We start from the raw sequence: 18,496 nt of genomic DNA, 5'->3' as shown, positions 1-18,496 counted from the left end.
GCAGCCATGACCACCGAAACACAGACGGCCAGCCGCCGTCGTGCGTCTTTCCACAACCTGACCGTCGCGGAAGTCCGGCGCCTCACGGACGATGCCATTGAGGTCACGTTCGGTGTCCCGGCGGAACTTGCCGGCCAGTATGACTACCTCCCGGGCCAGTACGTCGCCCTGCGCACCACGCTTCCGGACGAGAACGGTGAGCCCCATGAAGTCCGCCGCAGTTACTCGATTTGCGCAGAGCCGCGCAGCTTCGAGGACGGCAGTAGCGAGATCCGGGTGGCCATCAAGAAGGACCTGGGCGGGCTGTTCTCCACGTGGGCTAATGCCGAACTGAAGGCCGGGGACGTTCTGGATGTGATGAGCCCGCAGGGTGCGTTCATTTCGCGGCACGGCAAGGACGGTTCACCGGTCCAGCACAACGTCATGAACTCCATGAACCACCCGGAGGAACTGGCGGGGGAGCCGGGCAACTTCGTGGCGATCGCCGCGGGGTCGGGCATCACGCCGGTCATCGCGATTGCGCGCACGCTGCTGGCGGCCAACCCGGAAACCACCTTCGACCTCGTGTACGCCAACAAGGCCGCCATGGATGTCATGTTCCTGGAGGAACTGGCGGACCTGAAAGACAAGTACCCCACCCGCCTGGCCCTGCACCATGTGCTGTCCCGGGAGCAGCGGATCGCGCCGCTGATGACCGGCCGCATCGACTCGGAGAAGCTGCAGGCCCTGTTGTCTTCGGCGATCCACGCCGAGGACGTTGATGAGTGGTTCCTGTGCGGGCCGTTCGAGCTGGTCCAGTTGTGCCGGGATACCCTCGCCGCCCGCGGCGTGGAGCCGGAACACGTCCGTTTTGAGCTGTTCACCACCGGCCGACCGGACCGCCCTGAAGGCAACGCCGGCCGTCCTGTTGTGGAGGACGAGTCGCAGGACACCTACAAGATCACGTTCACCCTTGATGGTCTGACCGGCGACGTCGCCAGCCCGACGCATGCCCGCGAATCCATCCTCAACGCAGCGCTGCGCGTCCGTCCTGACGTTCCGTTCGCGTGTGCCGGCGGCGTGTGCGGCACCTGCCGCGCCAAACTGATCACCGGTACCGTGACCATGGATGAGAACTACGCCCTTGAACAGGACGAGCTGGACAAGGGCTACGTCCTCACCTGCCAGTCCCACCCCACCAGCGAAGAAGTTACCGTCGACTTCGACGTCTAAGGAGTCCCATGATCGAGCTCTCCATTGCCAACGGCATTGCCGAAATTGTCCTCAATGCCCCCGAAAAGCTGAACTCCCTCAACGAGGACGCCCTGGCGGAACTGGATAAGGCGTACGACGACGCTGCTGCCGCCGCCTCGCGCGGCGAAGTGCGGGCGCTGCTGCTTCGCGGCGAGGGCCGTGCCTTCTGCGCCGGCCGCGACATCGCGGCCGTGACCCCTGAAACCGATGATGCACAGGCGTATCTCGGCGGACTCGTGGAGCCGCTGTTGAAGAAGATGGCTGCGTTCCCGGCGCCCACGTTTGCCTCCGCGCATGGTGCTTGCCTGGGAGTCGGGCTGGGGCTGCTCCTGGCCACCGACGTGGTGTACGTGGCGGAGAACGCCAAGTTCGGATCGCCCTTTGCCAAGCTCGGGGCGACCCTGGACTCCGGTGGGCACTGGTACTTCACCGAACGCCTGGGCATGCACCGCACCCTGGACCTGATCTACACCGCTGATCTGATCTCCGGGGCCGAAGCCGTGGCCCAGGGGATGTTCAGCCGGGCAATGCCTGCTGATGTCCTGCTCGATGAGACCCGGGCGATTGTTGCGCGGGTCGCCGCGGGCGCGACCCAGGCGTTTGTTGCGTCCAAGGAGCTCGTGGCACACATCCGCGACCAGCGCCTGGGCCTGTGGGATTCCATGGTGGAGGAGAACGCAGAGCAGGCACGCCTGTGCAAGACCGACGACTACGCCGAGGGTTTCCGGGCTTTCCAGGAGAAGCGGGCGCCCGTTTTCAAGGGCTAGACGAACTCCTTGAGGAGCTTGTAGCCGGCCACTTTCCCTTCCAGGGAGATGACGGCCATGTCCTGATCCGTGGTGGTTACATCTGTCAGGGCGCCGTAGGTAAAGGCCAGGGTGGCCGAGCCCCCCTTCAGGCACGGGAACGCCGTTTGAGTGCCGGCACCTATGTCGCCTCCCGGCCGGTCCTTGTAGGGACCGTTCGGTGGAGCGGTATATGTTGCCTGCTTCCAACAGATGAAGCCGTCGTCGAAACTTGCTCCGCGGGGCTTTCCGGTGTGGGTGTCTACCAGGTTTGAGTCCCAGAACGTGCCTGCAATCAGGAACTCACCGTGGCTTGCTGAAGGGATGAGGCCGTACTCGTCCCAGCTGTACACATAGACAGGTTCGCTTTCCCAGGATGCTTCGCCGGTCAGGGGATCGTAGCCCACTACTTTGGATCGGGCGCCCCGGTATTTGCCCGCGGGAAACTCGATGTAGCCGTCCACGTATTCGCACCGTATGGGCAATGCGGTTCCAGTGCCCATCTTGGTGTCACCGGCACTCATTGTCTTTGAGCATTCGAGTGTGGAGGCATCCGCTGTCCATAAGACCCGCCCGCTCGAGGCTCGGAAACCGACGGTCTTAGTGCTTTCGCGAAGATTCAGCGATAAGGATTTTTCCGGGAATTTCTCGGGGTCGACACCCGTCGGATTGATTCCGACCGAGCCCACATAGAGGTCAAGCTTCTCAGAGTAAGTGAAATGCCACCCCAAATCGGTGGAAGCACCTTTTCCAAAAACCTTCTCTACTTCGATCTGCCACTTAACCTCGCCGTAGGAGACGTGAGCCAGTTTTTCGACACCGTCTTTTTCCACCGCATACAGTTCTTTGCCCACCGGCTGGAAGAATCCGGTGAGCTCGTTGATGTCGGCGCCTCCGGACTCATCTCCGGTTTCCAAGTCCACCCAGTGTTCAACTGACTGCGCTGAGTCGTCAAAGGCGATAAAGCACATGTCGAAGAGTTCGTCACAGGCGAAGGGGCGCGTACTGACCAGTTCAGGCCTTCCCCGGTAGAGCTCTTTGCCTGTGCCCAGATCAAAGGCGACAGGCGAAGTCCACCAGACGACGTCACTGTCGATGCCCGCCGGAGAGGCAGCGGCCTGCAGGAAGATTGCGGCGCTTTTCCCCGAAGCAGTCCTTGTCAGCGCAGGTTTCAACGGGTTCCCCGGGGCGTCATATCCCGGATGAACCGGCTGCTTCCACAACTCCTTGCCCGTAGCCACGGAAAGGGCGTGGGCTTCCACACCGGCACTGCCCCGGGTGTAGACCAGTGCTACCCCGTCGGCGACCACCGGCTGACCGATGGGATCGAGCGCAACTTGCCAAGCCGCCGTCGCGGTTTCCTTGTTGCGCGGGGGCGCCTCCGCTGACGCGGGAGATTTGCTCGGCGAGGGTTCGGCCGAACGTGGCAGCGGGAGCATGGTGCACGCCGAAAGCAGGACGGCGGTCCCGAGTGCGAGCGCACCGAGCCCCCAGGACGTGAGGTGGGCGCGCAGCATCGCGGGTCGAGAATGAGTCAAAATTCCCCCAGAAAAAAGGCCATCCAGACGTGGCTCAAATAGAGAATACAGCCACCGGAGTCAAGTCAACATCCCATGGCAAAGGTTGTGTGGCCGGACCTGAGGGCGTTAATAGTCAGGCCGGCCACACTGGCTGCTGCCGGGGAAGGGGGGAAAGCAGCCAAAGGCGCCGCCGGCTTCGTCGTCCAAAGGCCAGTCGGTGCTCGGTGATTGGTCAGCAAGGGCGTTGCCCTCCGACTACGGCTGTCTCTCGTCCCCCATTGGACAGCCTCACATCAATTGAGTGGGAAGAACTGCCGGAACGTGTCGTGATTCCGGGGTCCTATTCGTAACGGATTGGGCGGCTGATATAGGTGCCGGTGCCGGGCAGATCCAGGATGGCCATAGGGCTGCGGCCGGTGTGATGGGGGCCTGCGTAAAGGGTCAGCTTTCCCCGGTGGATCCCCGCCACGGAGAGGCAAAGCTCGGTCCGGGCAGCCAACGCGGACTCCCACGCGGCAAGCGAGGCAGGTGTATGGGTGGTGATGGCCATCTTTTCCTCGTTCGAAGTTGATGCACAAAAGCGACGGCCGGGAGTCGGGGGGACGTGATCCGGCCGTCGCTTCGTGTTCCCGGCGGGCACCCGGGAAGTGTTCGGCTTCAGCTCATTGAGCGAGCATCAGCTTTCTGTCATGCACGACGCCGGCGGGTCATCAAAGCCAGCCCCACGCCTGCGGCCAGGAGTACTGCGCCGATGCCGGCCACCAGGAACGGAACTCCTCCGGTGACGGCCAGCGGTGCCGGCTGGGCCTTGGGACCAACCGGGGTTTCAGCCGAGTCCGTGGGTGAGGAAACGTCGCCATCGGGGCTGACTGCTTTGGCCCCGGCCACGTTCCGGATCGGCTGACCGGACTCCACATCCTTGGCCTGCACCTTGTAGGCAGCGGTGCAGGTTACCGTTTCTCCCGGGGCGAGGCTCGTCGTCGGGCATTCGATGGTGACGCCGGCGTTGCCAAGCATCGGATCATCAACCACGACGTCGTTCAGCGTCACGGTCCCGGTGTTGGTCACCGCGAACGTGTAGTTGACCGTTTCCCCGGCGTCGGCGAGGTTGTCGCCGTCGGCATCAACCAGTGCAGCAGACTTGTCGATCACCAGTGCAGCAGCGTGCGGCACGTTGGTGGTGGTCGAGTCTTCATTCGAGGTGGTGGGCTGGTTGTCGGGGTCGGTTCCGGTGGCCGTGGCCACGTTGTGGACCTTGCCCGCATCCACGTCAGCCTGGGTGAGCACATAGGGTGCAGTTGCCCTGCAGTGAGTGGATGCACCCACAGCGAGATCGGCGGCTTCGCAGGTCACCGCACCGGCCAGGGGATCGTTGACCGTGATCCGGCGGACAGGCACATTGCCATCGTTGGTGACCACGAAGGTGTAGTCGATGGTGTCTCCGGCGTCGATGATGCCCGAGGCGTTGGTGTCCTTGATGGCCCCTGCTGATTTCTCAAGGGTCAGGGCCGGGGCCTGCTCGGTGACTGGAGTGTTGGTGGTATCCGGGTCGGAGACAACCTTGTCAGTGTCGGGGTCCATGCCCTCGGCGTGGGCGGTGTTACGCACTACGTGTGCTGCTTCATCGGCTGACGTCACAACGTACGGTGCATCGGCGGCACAGTTGGTTGTTGCGCCGGGAGCAAGCTCCGTGACTTTGCACGTGACGGCGCCCGCAAGCGGATCCACCACTTCAACGGCGGTTACCGGGACGTTGCCGGTGTTGGTGACCGTGAACGTGTACGCGATGGTGTCTCCGGCGTCAGTGATCCCGGAATTGTTCACATCCACCGGAGCCGCGGCGAACTTCTCCAAGGACAGGGACGGGGCGGGAACCGTGACCTTGGTGGTGGTGGTGTCCGGAGGGGATGTGACGGGGTCGCCGTCGGGATCCGTGCCGGTAGACGTGGCGGTGTTGTCCACCGAACCGTGAAGCTCATCCATGTCGGTTACAACGTACGGGGCATCGCCCGTGCAGCTGATGCTCTCGCCAGGTGAAAGAGCGTTCTTTTCGCAGGTGACGGAACCGATTTTTGGATCGTTGACCTTGACGTCATGCAACGGGATATTGCCGGTGTTGGTGACCACGAAGGTGTAGGCAATGGTGTCGCCGGCGTCCGTGATACCCGAGTTGTTCTTGTCCACCGGCGTGCCGGCAGTCTTCTCCATGGACAGCGACGGCGCGGGAGCGCTGACCGGGGTTTCGGTGCTGTCTTCGTTGGAAACTACAGGCTGGTTGCGGGGATCGGTGCCCTGGGCCGTGGCAGTATTGAGCACCTTGCCGGCTGTCTCGTCTGCTTCGGTGATGGTGTAGGGCTGATCAGCTTTGCAGTTCGTGGAGGCGCCAGGGGCAAGTGATGTGGCCTCGCAGCTTACTGCGATTGCCGGGTTCTGGCCGCTCAGCAGCTTGTCATTGATGACGACGCCGGAGACCGGCAAGTTGCCGCTGTTGGTCACCAGGAACGTGTACGCGATGGTGTCCCCGGCGTCGGTCAGACCCGAATTGTTGACATCAACCGGCGTTCCGGCGCTCTTCTTCAGGGTTAGCGCCGGTGAGGACGCAATCGGCGTCGTGGTGGAATCGTCGTCCGTAGCGTCAGGCAATCCGGCTACTGTCCCGGTGGCTGTGGCCTTGTTGATCACTTGGCCCGCAGTGACATCGTCCTGGGTGAGTTTGTAGGGCGGAGCCGTGCAGGTGACGGTCGCTCCGACGGCCAGGGGGCCGGGAGGGCATGTGACTGCTCCCACCAGGGGATCGTTTACGCTGACTGTTTCCAGCGGGACGGTTCCGGTGTTGGTGACGTCAAAGGTGTAAGGGACAGTTGAGCCGGCTGTGTTCCCGCTGGGGGCACCGGCCTTCTTGTCGAGGACCAGATCCGTGATTCGTGCGGCGTTCGTGAACGTGCAGAGCACAGCAATTCCATCGGATCCAGCTGCCGGCATGGTGAAGCTGCCGCTGGTTCCTGTGCCGTTGGAGATCGGAGCACCGTTGTTTTCATTGATGCACGACCAGCTCGAGGCGTATCCCACGCCCGTGCTGCCGGACTCGGAAATGGCATACGTGGTGCCTGTGCGGCCGAAGACCGGGCCTACTACCTCGCCGGGCTGGTCCTGGAGTCCGTTCTCAGTGCCGGCGGTGGTGGCTTGAACGCCGGTTACCGGAAGACCGTCACCCTTCAGGGTGAGCGTGGCCTGGTCGGCAGGGGTGACGCGGCCGTGCGGGAAGTCCTTCTTGACCGTGATGGTGTTGGGGGTTGCACAGGAGCCCAGGTCCACGGAACCGGCTTGGGAGAAGGGCTTGGAACTCAGGACTTCGCCGGAGATGGGGTCCACTTGGCGGAGCGTGTCCGAGCTGCCCAGGTAGACCAGGCCATCACCACCAAACGCGATGCCGTTGATGGGCTGCGGGGTGGCGATTGAGACCAGCTGGTTGGCCGTCACGGCAACGGGTGCGCCGGCTGCCGTGGGTATCTCCTGTTGGATGACAGAGAGGATGCTGTGGGTTGACCCACCGCCCATCACGTACAAGCGGCCCTGTTTGTCGAAAGCCCAGTCGCCGTTGGCTCCGGCGTTGGGGATGTCACCGCTGGCCACCAGGCCGATTGAGACGTTGTTGACGGTGTCGAACCCGTAAACGCGGATCGTATTTCCGGTGAATCCGCCGTAGTAGTAGAAGCCGTTGTCAGGATTGATGGCGCCGTGGGTGACGGGAGTTCCTGCTTCGCCCGCGCCCAGTACCGAGGTGGTGTTGGACGCCCGGTCGTGGCGGTAGATGGTCCGGCCTGTGTCGTTGCTGTTGGGCAGGACGTCGATGGCAGCACTGCCATCGGCTGCGATGCCCAGACCATTGAGGTTTTGGTTGGACCCGGCAATGGTGAAGTTCCCGACGCTGGTCTGCGTCCCTGTCGCGGTGTTGACGAGCCACAAGTTGCGGTTGCCGGTGCCCTGGACCGAGTACACGGCCCCACAGCTCAAAGCATCTGCCGCTGTGGCCGGGCCTGCCGACAATGTCAGCGCACCTCCGGTAAACAAACCGGCGACGACGGCGCTGCTCGCCAGGAGTGCCAAAGCCTGCCTGCCGCCGCGCCTGCCTTTACCGGTCCGTGGCCGGCGTCGGGCGGGAAGCCCGGCTGGCCTGTGTATATGTCGTTGATCTGCACCGACGGCGGGACCTGTCGTCCCGCCGCTGAGTCGGTTAGTGCCGTCAGCCAATTACTGCACCCCTTTTAAGGTGTCCGGTGGGAGCAGAGCCTTCCGCTCCCAGAGATTCGGGCGCTCCGTAGCCGTTAGATCCTGCACGCAAGAGCCACCCCCCATGACCCGGTGATGGGCATCACCGGGCCGTAAACTTCTACTTCCGTAGCCCGCGTCTGGGCGCGCGCCATCAACAATTCGGTCTGGTTTGCCTCCCAAAGCCTCTTTGATGCCGTTTCGGCACAACTGTGATGCGTCCGGCTAACCGGCAGGCACACAGGAGTCAGCGCCGTTACGATGAACGGTTCGCCGATGAAACGGAGTCAGGGCACAAGCCCTTCAAGATGTATACGGCTGTCACTTAAAAACGTGACGCGGGAATTCGAAAGTTTTTTTTATTCGGTCCTTGTCCGGGGACCGCGGGCAGTTTCGGAGTGGAAGCTACGGAGTGCAGAACCACCACCACCAGGGGCAGGGTTCCCCTGGTGTGACGGTAGGAGTGGGCGTGGGTGTTGGCACACTTGTGCTGGTCGGCGTGGGGGTTGGTGCCACAGTGGGTGTTTGCGTTGGCGTTGCCGTGGGGCTTGGCTGGTGCGTTTCGCTGGGGCTCGGCGCAGGAGTGGCGTTTGTAGGCAGGGGTGTGCTCGTCGGCAGGGATGTCGGGGAGAAGCCCGGCGTGGGACCGGCGATGGTCGGCGCTGCCGTGGTGCCTTGTTGTGGGAACCTGGGTTCCTCCCTGCGGGTGGTCTCCGGCGTCGAACCGGCGGGGGAGTCCGTTGGAATCGGGCGGATGGATACAGGCAGCGGGACTTGGAGTGCTTCGGCACGTGGCTGGTCCAGTGAGATCACGGCGTAATCCGGACTGACACCTGCCGGCGGCACCCCGGCGCTGCCCGGCCCCGGGCCGCCGTCCGCTGGGGTGCCTCCTGCCGGAGGTGCGCCAAGGGGTCCCGCTTCGGCTGGAGAATTCGCCGCATCCGTAGCTGACGGGGTTGAACCCAAGCCTGTCGCGACGGCGATAGCGCCGGTTGCCACGCAGGCAACCACGGCGATGGCGGCGGCCCACGCCCCGATTCCCATTCCAGCGGAGTGCGCTGCGGAACCGGTGGTGGCTTGGGCTCCGGGAAGTTGTGTGCCTGTCGTGGCGGGCAAGGCTACGGCTCCGGAACCAATCATCACGGGCACGGCGGCCGGTCCCACCAGCCAGGGCGCGACAGCCCGCCGCATCGTGGACCGAACATCCATCAGGGCCGTGGCAGCTGAGGTGCAGGCGAGGCATTTTGCGAGGTGCTTCTGCAGCCGCACGTCTTCAAACGGAGACAATCCGTCGACTACCGACTTGGCCAGCAGCGGCACATAGGGCTTGCACGTCTCATCGAGGGAGGAATCCACGTAGGCCTCCAGATAAGCCAACCGGAGTCCCTTTCGGGCCCGGGCTGCAATGGCTGAAACGGCGTTGGGTTCGAGGCCCAGCAGCGGCCCTACCTGGCGGGGCCGTTCGCCTTCGACGTCCACATGCCACAACACGGTCTGCCAACGGGCCGGCAAGGACGCGAAAGCAGCGCCGGCCAGTTCCCGGTCCTTCTCGTGCAGGATGTGCTCGTAGCCGTCCTCGTCGTGGGGCAACTCCATCGGCTCCTCCACGAGTTCGTGGCGTGAGCGTGCTGTCCAATGATCCGCAGCTGAGGTCTTGATGGCCCGCAGGAGATAGGGACGGAAGGGGCCATCCGGTCCGTTTCCCCGCTGGATGGCATGAATGACCTTGAGGAAGGCCTCGGAGCTGACGTCATCGGCGTCGAAGCCGTTGCCCAATAGCTTCTTGGCGTAGGAAAGCCCGGCAGCGGCATGGCGTCGGTAAAGCTCTTCGATGGCTGCGGCGTCCTGGCCCTGGACGGAAGAGATCAGTTCTTCGTCCGATGGGTTCTCCGGAGTTTTCCCGGTATGCCCGGTCATGGCTTTTTACCGGTGAAAGCGTGGCTGGGCCTGCCCGAAGGCATTAAAAGGTGCTTGCGTGTGTTTTTCATCGTTCTGTATCGCCCCCATAGCGTTTTCAAAACCGGCCTTAGCGGAAACGGCAATTTCGCCTGTTTCCGGACACGACAGCGCGTTTCCCATCAATGGGATTCCTGGCATGGATATTGGCGAGCCGTTTGGACCCCTCCAGGCTCTTCTGCCCGCTGACGCGTAGCCGTTCTTCCTGCATCCTATACGAGAAGCATGAATGCGAAATTGGGCCGAATTACGCAACGGACCGGACTCCGGAGACATGGTGGTGTCCGGGCGGTCGGCTTGGTGACCCGCACCACATCCGGGGCTTGTCCGGTCTACACTGGGAAGGCGGCGCACGCTCCTGGAACGTGGTCCGGGCAATTCGATGGTGAATTGGAGGAAACTGCATGCCAAGTGTCACTGCCGCTGCAGCGCGCATGGATGGTTTGAGGCTTTCCGCGCCGTCGGAGTACGCGCGCATCCTTCGCAAAGCCCACGAAGCCACGATTTCCGGGCGTCCTGATCCCCGCATCCCGCAGTCCCTCCTGGAGTCCTGGCAGCGCTCCTTGGCGTTGGGGATCAATCCTGAGCGGCACAGTCCGCTCCGTCGCCACGAGGTGGAGGATGCCCGCAAGCTCGGCGCCGGCCATCCCTTGGCCCCTGTCATGCCGGCACTCACGCAACTTCTTGCGGACGAATCCGCTGACGGCCGGCACCTCCTGATCGTCACGGACCAGCTGGGCGAGGTGCTGTGGCGGGTGGGAAGCAGCCATGCGCTTCGACAGGCCGATTCATTGGAGTTCGTTGAAGGGGCGGACTGGTCAGAGTCCGGGATCGGCACCAATGCCATCAGTGAGGCCCTGATTACGGGGGCACCGGCCCAGCTCCTTTCAGCCGAGCACCTCGTGCGTTCCCATCACGAGTGGGCCTGCACCGCGTCTCCCATCCGTGACCCGCACAGCAACCGGATCCTGGGAATCCTGGATGTATCCGGGCCCATCGACTCGGTAACTCCGGACAGCCTGCGCATGGTGCGTTGCGCCGTCCGGCTGGCCGAGGAGCTTTTGCGTACCGCCGGTCCGCGCACACCTCATGCGGCTCCCACCCGTGCAGACAAAAGAACACCCGCAACGCTGAAACTGAACTTGTTGGGGGACGCCCCGACAGCAGAGGTCGACGGCGGTGTGCGGCTGCCGCTGACGCTCCGGCGTGCTGAAATCCTGGCTTTGCTTGCCTCACGTTCGGGTGGTTGGAGCGCTGACGAGTTGGCCTACCAGGTGCATGGCGAGGATGGTGCCGCAGCTTCCGTCCGCACCGAGATGCACCGGATCCGCGCCGTCCTGGGGAAGGTCCTGGAGGCCAACCCCTATCGCTTTGCGGCCGGACTGACGGTGATAACCGACGTCTCCACCGTGACCGAACATCTGCGGAAGGCCCGCATCGCCGAAGCTCTCCAGGCTTACAACGCTCCGCTCCTTGCCCGCTCAGGAAACCTCGCCATCGAGCTCCTCCGCGACGAACTCAACGCAGCGATCAGCGCATCGGTGCGGGCCACCGGCGACCAGGACCTCATCCTGCAATGGGGCTCCAGCGACATGGGGGCCGATGATTTCGAAGCGTTGGCGGCCGCGCAGGCAGCGGCCGGCAATGATCCCCGCCTTGGAATGCTGCAGGCGAGGATGGCCAGGCGCGACCGCGAATTCCGGGCGTAGCGGGACCCTGAAAATGCACGACGACGCCGCCCGCCGGGTGAGGCGGGCAGCGCCGTCGTCGATGTGTTCCTGTCAGCGGCGCCTGCGCGCCCGGGGTGTGAGTTCGTGCGCGCCGTAGCTGTTGTCGTCCGGGTTGACCGTGACGCCGGGTTCCACGATCTCGTCGATGCGGTCCAGGACGTCTGCGGTGAGGGCGACTGAGGCCGCCGGAAGATAGGACTCCAGCTGTGCCATGGTCCGCGGGCCAACAATCGCGGAGGTGATGCCGGGATGATTGATGACAAAGGCAATGGCGAGCTCTATGAGGCTAAGCCCGGACTCTTCGGCCAGTTGCGCCAGGTCTTCAACGAGATCGAGTTTGCGCTGGTTCGCGAACCTCGTCATGTCGAACCTGGCGCTCGGACGCGCACTTGATGTGGGCGAAGATGCTGAATCTTTCCGCCATCGACCCGAAAGCCAACCGCCGGCAAGGGGACTGTAGCTGAGGGTGCCCATCCGATGGCGCTGGACGGTGGGAAGGACGTCTTCTTCTATCCCGCGCGCAAGAATCGAGTAAGGCGGTTGCTCGGTGACGAAGCGCTCCAGGTTCCGTTCCCGCGCCGCCCATTGTGCCTCCACGATTTGGGATCCTGAGTAGGACGAGGAGCCGATGTAACGGACCTTGCCCTGGCGGACCAGGTCCGTGAGGGCACCCAGCGTTTCCTCCACATCGGTGTCGGGACTGGGGCGATGGACCTGGTACAGGTCGATGTAATCGGTGTTGAGGCGGCGCAGGGAGTTCTCCACCTCACGGATGATCCATCGGCGGGAACCGCCGCTCTGGTTGGGATCGTCAGGGTTCATGGGCATGAAGAACTTGGTGGCGAGAAAGACGTCGTCCCGCCTGCCCTCGATTGCCTTCCCTACGATTTCTTCAGAGGTGCCACCGGAATAGACGTCAGCGGTGTCGATGAAGTTGATGCCGGCGTCCAAGGCCCGGTGAATGATGCGGGTGGCGTCGGCGTGGTCATTGTTGCCCCAGGGACCGAACATCATGGCACCCAGGCACAGGGGGCTGACCTTCACGCCAGTTCGTCCCAGAAGACGGTATTCCATAGCGGTTCCTTTGCTCGGTTCTAGGCTTCGGGGATGACCATGGCGAAGCGCTCTTCGCGGGCGACGTCAGGGTCCGGTCCATTGCGGACGCCCGTGTCCAGGGCATCGATGGCGGCAAGTTCTTCCGGGCTGAGTTCGAAGTTGAAGACGTCGAAGTTCTCGGCGATGCGTGCCGGGTTGGTCGATTTCGGAATGGCTGACCGGCCCTGCTGCAGGTGCCAGCGAAGCATGACCTGGGCAGGACTCTTGCCATGCTTGCGGGCAACATCGGCAATGGTGGGGTCTTCCATGACGTTCCGGCGGGCTTCGCCCCAGCCGGGGTAGAACGTGATGCCACCGATCGGTGACCAGGCCTGGGTGAGTATGCCGTGCTCCGCGTCCGCTTCCTGGACGTCCCTTTGGATGAAGTACGGGTGCAGCTCCACCTGGTTGAGTGCGGGGACGATGTCCGTTGCGGCCAGGAGCCGCTTCAAGTGGTGGGGCATGAAGTTGCTGACGCCGATGGCACGCACCTTTCCTTCGGCGAGCAGGCTCTCCAGTGCTTTGTAGGCGGCGATGACCTTGTCGAAGCGGTCCGGAGCGGGCTGGTGCAGGATCAGCAGGTCGAGGTAATCAACGCCCAGTTTGGCCGTTGCCTTCTCCCAGGCGTGCCGCGTCTGCTCGTAGCCGTAGTCGCTGACCCAGACCTTGGTTTCGATGAACACCTCGGACCGGTCCAGGCCGCTGTTGCGGATGCCTTCGCCGACTTCCCGCTCGTTGCCGTAGGCAGCGGCCGTGTCGATGTGCCGGTAGCCGGTGGCCAGTGCAGCTTCCACCGCCGCTGTTGTCTGCTCAGGGGGACTTTGGAAGACACCCAGGCCCAGGGCGGGCATCGTGACGCCGTTGTTGAGAGTAAGTTCGGTATTCATGTTTTCCATGGAACAGCACTTCCAAGCACTCCGGGAGTAACTCTTGTTCAGGGTAATGTCAGTGCCTCCCACCCCGCCGCGGCCCCGCGTAGCGTAGAGCCATGACACTCAGCGACGACGTTCGCAAATTCCTGACCTCCCGCCGTGCACGGATCACGCCGGAGGAGGCCGGCCTGCCCGCATACGGAGGCAAGCGCCGGGTGACCGGACTGCGCCGCGAAGAGGTGGCGATGCTCGCCGGCATGAGCGTTGACTACTACATCAGGCTTGAGCGCGGTAATCTCTCGGGCGCCTCGGACAACGTCCTGGAGGCGCTCGCCCGGGCCTTGAAGCTTGACGACGCCGAGACGGCCCACCTTTTTGACCTGGCCCGCTCCACCGCGGCGTCGCCGCGGGTTCGCCGCAAGAGCAGTCCCCGGACGGTGCGTCCCAGCGTGCAGCGCGTCATTGATGCCATCAGTTCGGCACCGGCTTGGGTCCGCAATGATCGCGGTGATGTCCTTGCGTCCAACGAACTGGGCCGCGCTCTCTACATGGACATGATGGCTGAGCGTCCCGGTCCGCCGAACAGTGCCCGGTTTACGTTCCTCAATCCGAAGGCCCGTGAGTTCTTCATCGATTGGGAGCGCAGTGCTGACGACATCGTCGCGGCACTGCGCTCGGCCGCGGGCAGGAACCCCTACGACAAGGACCTCAGCGATCTCGTCGGTGAGCTTTCGACCCGCAGTGAGGAGTTCGGCACGCGGTGGGCCCGGCACGATGTGAAGTACCACCGGACCGGACGCAAGCGTCTCCACCATCCCATCGTGGGCGATCTGGACCTCAGCTACGAGGCCCTGGAACTGGCGGCAGATCCAGGGCTGCGCATCAATGTCTACACTGCCGAGGAAGACACGCCCTCCGCCGATGCCCTGAAAGTACTTGCCAGCTGGGTGGCCACCCAGCGTGAAACGACCAAGGCGGCCGTCAACGAGGAGCAGTAATCCGCCGGCGCTCCTGGCGCCGGCGGATATGCCCAGGGATGGAGGTTCCTAGGGGTGGACCTACCTAGGGGTGGACCTACCTAGGGTGGACGAGGATCTTCACCGCGGTGTCATTGTGGTGGATGAGCGTATTGAAGCCTTGCTCCACCAGGTCTTCCAACGCAATCCTCGCCGTGATGAAGGGCTCCAGATTTACCTTTCCCTCCTGGACCAGCTTGATGGCCTCGGCATGGTCCCGGACGTAGGCTATGGTGCCGCGCAAGTCGATCTCCTTCAGCACTATTTTCTGCATGTCCACTGTCGCCGGCCGGCCCCAAATGGAAACGTTCACCACCACACCTGCGGGTTTCACCGCCGTCAGGAGCGTATCCAGCACCGCGTTGACTCCGGCGCACTCGAAAGCCACGTCCGCGCCCACGCCGTCGGTCAGCTCCAACAGCCGTGCCTGCAGATCCTCCTGGCCGGGGTCGATGACATGGTCAGCCACCCCGCTGGAGATGGCTTTGTCTTTCCGGGCCGCACTGAGTTCGCTGATCACCGTGGTGACCCCCTGGCTTTTCAATACAGCGGCCGTCAGCAGCCCGATAGGTCCTGAGCCACCCACCAAGGCAACGTCTCCGGGCTTGGCACCGCTTCGGGCGACCGCATGGTGGGCCACGGACAGGGGCTCGATCAAGGCGGCTTGATCCAGCGGGATGTTGCCGACTTTGTGGACCCACCTGGTGTCCACAACCACCATGCCGCCCAGGCCTCCACCTCCGCCGGAGAGCCCAATGAAGCCCATTTTGGTGCAGAGGTGATAGTTCCCCGCCTTGCAGGGCGGACACTCATTGCACACGAAATAGGGTTCCACGACGACGTTGTCGCCCACCGAGAGCGCCTGGACACCCTCGCCAACGTCCACGACTGTTCCGGAGAATTCGTGGCCCATGGTCACCGGGGCTTCTTCCCCCGACAGGGGATGCGGGTGTCCGGGAGCAGGGACAAAGATGGGCCCTTCCAAGTACTCGTGGAGATCGGTTCCGCAGATGCCGCACCAGGCCACTTGGATCTTGACGGTGCCGGGCCGCACCTCCGGCTCCGGGACGTCGTCGATCCTGATGTCGTTGCGGCCGTGGAATCTTGCTGCTTTCACAATCGGCTCCTTCAGCGGGTGTGGTGGGATGGTTGCAGGCCGTACACGGGAGTGGGGAGCCCTTCCATCCGGGCTTTCAGCTGCAGGGCGAGGTACTTGGAGTAGTGCCGGCTTTGGTGCAGGTTTCCGCCGTGGATCCAAAGGTTCTCCACGTTGGTGGGTTTCCACATATTGCGCAGTTCGCCTTCCCAGGGCCCGGGGTCTTTGGGGGTGTCGGAGCCGTACCCCCAGCACTTGCCCACTTGGTCTGCCACTTCGGGTGAGACGAGGTCGGCGAGCCAGCCGTTCATGGAGCCGTAACCGGTTGCGTAGATGATCACGTCGGCTTCGAGTTCGTCGCCGTTGTCCATGATCACGGCGTTGCCGGTAATTTTGCTGACCTGGCCGTTGGCGAGCTTCACGCGGCCGTCGATGATCAGCTGCGATGCGCCGACGTCGATGTAGTAGCCGGAGCCGCGCCTCAGGTACTTGAGGAACAGGCCGGAACCGTCCACTCCGAAGTCCAGCTCAAATCCGGCGGCTTCGAGCTGGGAGTAGAACCCGGCGTCCCGCTTTGCCATTTCCTGGTACACCGGCACCTGGGCCTCCGGAAGGATGCGGTAGGGCAGGGAAGCGAAGAGGAGGTCGGCCTTTTCGGTGGTCACTCCGTTGGCCAGTGCTTTTTCGGAATAGAGATCGCCGAGGGCCAGGTCCATCAGGGATTCGCTCCGGGCGATGTGGGTGGATGAACGTTGGACCATGGTCACGTCCGCTCCGTGCTCCCAGAGGTCCGCGCAGATATCGTGGGCGGAATTGTTGGAGCCGATCACTACAGCTTTCTTGCCGGTCCAGTCCCCACCGCCGGGGTGCTTGGAGGAGTGGTATTGCTCCCCAAGGAAGGAGTCGGCGCCGTCGAAGACCGGGATGTTGGGGTAGCCGGAAACGCCCAAGGCGAAGACAAGCTGCCGGGGACGCAAGGTGACCCGTTCGCCGTCGCGGATGACGGTGACCTCCCACGTACCGCTTTCCTTATCCCACCGAGCTTTGGTGCATTCGGTATTGGACCAGTAGTTGAGCTCCATGATGCTGGTGTAGTGCTCAAGCCAGTCGCCGATCTTGTCCTTGGCTGCGAAGACCGGCCAGTCGTCGGGGAAGTTCAGATACGGCAGGTGGTCGTACCAGACGGGGTCGTGCAGGTGGAGGGACTTGTACCGGTTGCGCCAGGCGTCACCGGGACGGGCGTTCTTGTCCACAATGATGGTGGGCACGCCCAGTCTCCGGAGCCGTGCACCGAGGCCGATGCCGCCCTGCCCGCCGCCAATGACCAGGGCGTAGGGCTGGTCCTCATGGCCGAGCCTGGCAGCTTCTTCCTCTTTGCGTTCCAGCCAGGACTTCCTGCCTTTTTCGATGCTGTGGGCCACTCCTTGTTCGCGGTGGGGACCCTTCTTCTCTTCGTATCCTTTGAGCTCCTGCATGGTTGTCAGCAGTGTCCAGCACTTTCCGTTGCGGAGCCGCAGGTGTGCGTAGCCCTTTCCTTGCAGGGTCTCGAAATTGACCCAGGCTTCGGGGTTCATGGCGTCGCCCGCGGCGTCCTCGGCCAAGGCCCAGTTGGATGGCTGGACATCGCCGAGCACGGCCTCCAGCATGTCCTTGATCCCGGCCTTGCCCTCAAGGGTCTTGAGGTTCCAGGTGAAGGAGACGAAGTCGCGCCAATACGATTCGTCATCAAACAGCGCCAGTGCTGCTTCGATGTCCCGGCTGCACAGGGCTGCGTCGAACTGCGCCAGCCAGGTTTCCATAGCACCGTTGGGTGTGTCAGGCATGATTCCTCTTTCCGTTGCTTGCGAGTGGACACCATCCGGCACATCATTCGCTGGAAAGTGGCCCACGTCACAAGTAAAGGGCGGAGGGGGTTACAAGAGGGTTACACGGGACGTTGGGGGTGAAAGCTACCCTCCAACAATGGAGTACTCGCTCTTCAGCTTCGTGGTCAGGCGCTCGACGTTCCAGGGGACTCGCGGGGGAGCGATCGATGGTGGCAATGTACGACGGCGGACGCGTCACCGTCCGCTGGTGCCCGCCCAGGGTTAGGCTGGGGTTTCATAAGTTTTGGGGGAATGAATGAGACGTGGCTGGACGCTTTGCTGCGCAATGGTCATCCTGGTGGCCTTGTCCTCATGTGCCCGGCCCGGCATCGAGGAACTGGGACGAAGCGCCATCCGGGACCGCGCTGCAGAGGGTATGGACTGGTTCATCGGGTTTACCGCGGCCACGGATACGTCCGACAGGGACGCCGTGCGCTCAAAGTTACAGGGAAACAGCGTCACTTACTCGTTCGGTTGGGAGGCCGACGGCAACTTCCATGCCGACCGGTACTTCCGCGAACACCTAACCACCAGTGGGGGTTGGTGGGCTGAACAGCGAACCGTCAGCGCGTGTGTGCGATACACAGCAAAACCCGGAGGGCCGGTGATGGCATCCGTGGCCTGTCCGGACAGGCTCCCGTTCACGGAGCGGGTCGACGAGCAAGTCACCATTCCTTGAGCCGGACCTGTCGGGTGTTAATCCCTGTTGGCCAGCTCTTTCAGCCGTAGAGGACGGAAGGGAGGGGAATGCGCCCCGCCTAAATGTTGAACGGCTTGAGCACTACCATGACCACGATCGCCAGGACGATATCAAGGACAGCCAGCACGATCCCAGCAGTGGCCTTGACGCCTTGGGTCTCGGCTTTGCGGGCAAAGATAAAGGCCGCGATGCCCAAGGGAATTCCCAGGATGAACATGCCGATGACGCCCAGGATGATTGAGGTCTTCTTATACGACTGGCCGAGCCTTCGTTGAATCTCGGTCTCGGTGGTGTCGGTTGTAGTAGTCACGGTTTGAAGGATAACCCGCGGACACCCTGAGTCTTGCAGTCCGCGTCCC

14 protein-coding genes are annotated in these 18,496 nt (G+C 63.1%); 5 read left to right on the top strand and 9 right to left on the bottom strand.

Features of this window, described 5'->3' with window-relative positions; genetic code table 11:
* Positions 1-6 precede the first annotated feature (6 nt).
* Positions 7-1,212: a 1,2-phenylacetyl-CoA epoxidase subunit PaaE gene (gene paaE / locus PV760_RS01995; RefSeq protein WP_018776921.1), complete on the top strand. Its 1,206-nt coding sequence runs from the start codon at positions 7-9 to the stop codon at positions 1,210-1,212.
* Between the two features lie 8 nt (positions 1,213-1,220).
* Positions 1,221-2,000, top strand: a complete 780-nt coding sequence (locus tag PV760_RS01990) for an enoyl-CoA hydratase/isomerase family protein (protein ID WP_189075365.1) — start codon at positions 1,221-1,223, stop codon at positions 1,998-2,000.
* On the opposite strand, the gene PV760_RS01985 is transcribed toward PV760_RS01990, so the two are convergent.
* The 4 genes from PV760_RS01985 to PV760_RS01970 form a co-directional block, all read right to left on the bottom strand.
* Positions 1,997-3,556 (bottom strand): PQQ-binding-like beta-propeller repeat protein, encoded by a 1,560-nt coding sequence (locus PV760_RS01985; protein ID WP_354627034.1) that lies wholly within the window; start codon positions 3,554-3,556, stop codon positions 1,997-1,999. The genes PV760_RS01990 and PV760_RS01985 overlap by 4 nt on opposite strands.
* Before the next feature lie 322 nt (positions 3,557-3,878).
* On the bottom strand, positions 3,879-4,088 hold the full coding sequence (locus tag PV760_RS01980) for a hypothetical protein (RefSeq protein ID WP_354627033.1): 210 nt from the start codon (positions 4,086-4,088) through the stop codon (positions 3,879-3,881).
* Between the two features lie 137 nt (positions 4,089-4,225).
* The gene (locus PV760_RS01975; protein WP_354627032.1) at positions 4,226-7,789 is read right to left on the bottom strand and encodes a CLIPPER-2 domain-containing protein; all 3,564 of its coding nucleotides are present in this window, start codon (positions 7,787-7,789) and stop codon (positions 4,226-4,228) included.
* Between the two features lie 423 nt (positions 7,790-8,212).
* The gene (locus PV760_RS01970) at positions 8,213-9,724 is read right to left on the bottom strand and encodes an RNA polymerase sigma factor (protein WP_354627031.1); all 1,512 of its coding nucleotides are present in this window, start codon (positions 9,722-9,724) and stop codon (positions 8,213-8,215) included.
* Positions 9,725-10,167: 443 nt separating this feature from the next.
* Here PV760_RS01970 and PV760_RS01965 point away from each other — a divergent pair, with 443 nt between their 5' ends.
* A complete protein-coding gene (locus PV760_RS01965) occupies positions 10,168-11,472 on the top strand; it encodes a GAF domain-containing protein (protein ID WP_018776915.1) in 1,305 nt (434 codons plus the stop codon).
* A gap of 72 nt (positions 11,473-11,544) precedes the next feature.
* Here PV760_RS01965 and PV760_RS01960 read toward each other — a convergent pair whose 3' ends face one another.
* Entirely contained in the window at positions 11,545-12,567 is a 1,023-nt protein-coding gene (locus PV760_RS01960; RefSeq protein WP_039242691.1) for an aldo/keto reductase, read from the bottom strand.
* Between the two features lie 20 nt (positions 12,568-12,587).
* Positions 12,588-13,484: an aldo/keto reductase gene (locus PV760_RS01955; RefSeq protein ID WP_502921418.1), complete on the bottom strand. Its 897-nt coding sequence runs from the start codon at positions 13,482-13,484 to the stop codon at positions 12,588-12,590.
* A gap of 92 nt (positions 13,485-13,576) precedes the next feature.
* On the opposite strand from PV760_RS01955, the gene PV760_RS01950 reads away from it, so the two are divergent.
* The gene (locus PV760_RS01950) at positions 13,577-14,458 is read left to right on the top strand and encodes a helix-turn-helix transcriptional regulator (protein ID WP_018776912.1); all 882 of its coding nucleotides are present in this window, start codon (positions 13,577-13,579) and stop codon (positions 14,456-14,458) included.
* Positions 14,459-14,534: 76 nt separating this feature from the next.
* On the opposite strand, the gene PV760_RS01945 is transcribed toward PV760_RS01950, so the two are convergent.
* The gene (locus tag PV760_RS01945; protein ID WP_354627029.1) at positions 14,535-15,593 is read right to left on the bottom strand and encodes a 2,3-butanediol dehydrogenase; all 1,059 of its coding nucleotides are present in this window, start codon (positions 15,591-15,593) and stop codon (positions 14,535-14,537) included.
* An 11-nt stretch (positions 15,594-15,604) separates the two neighbouring features.
* Positions 15,605-17,395: an NAD(P)/FAD-dependent oxidoreductase gene (locus tag PV760_RS01940; RefSeq protein ID WP_354627028.1), complete on the bottom strand. Its 1,791-nt coding sequence runs from the start codon at positions 17,393-17,395 to the stop codon at positions 15,605-15,607.
* Between the two features lie 298 nt (positions 17,396-17,693).
* On the opposite strand from PV760_RS01940, the gene PV760_RS01935 reads away from it, so the two are divergent.
* Entirely contained in the window at positions 17,694-18,116 is a 423-nt protein-coding gene (locus PV760_RS01935; RefSeq protein ID WP_275775960.1) for a hypothetical protein, read from the top strand.
* A gap of 79 nt (positions 18,117-18,195) precedes the next feature.
* Here PV760_RS01935 and PV760_RS01930 read toward each other — a convergent pair whose 3' ends face one another.
* Positions 18,196-18,447, bottom strand: a complete 252-nt coding sequence (locus PV760_RS01930; protein WP_055971322.1) for a hypothetical protein — start codon at positions 18,445-18,447, stop codon at positions 18,196-18,198.
* Between the last annotated feature and the right edge of the window lie 49 nt (positions 18,448-18,496).

This window comes from Paenarthrobacter sp. CC6 (genome assembly GCF_040560085.1).
GTDB classification, from domain to species: Bacteria; Actinomycetota; Actinomycetes; order Actinomycetales; family Micrococcaceae; genus Arthrobacter; species Arthrobacter nicotinovorans.
The sequence above is the reverse complement of the archived record's forward strand: the minus strand, read 5'-3'. Positions and strand labels throughout refer to the sequence as shown.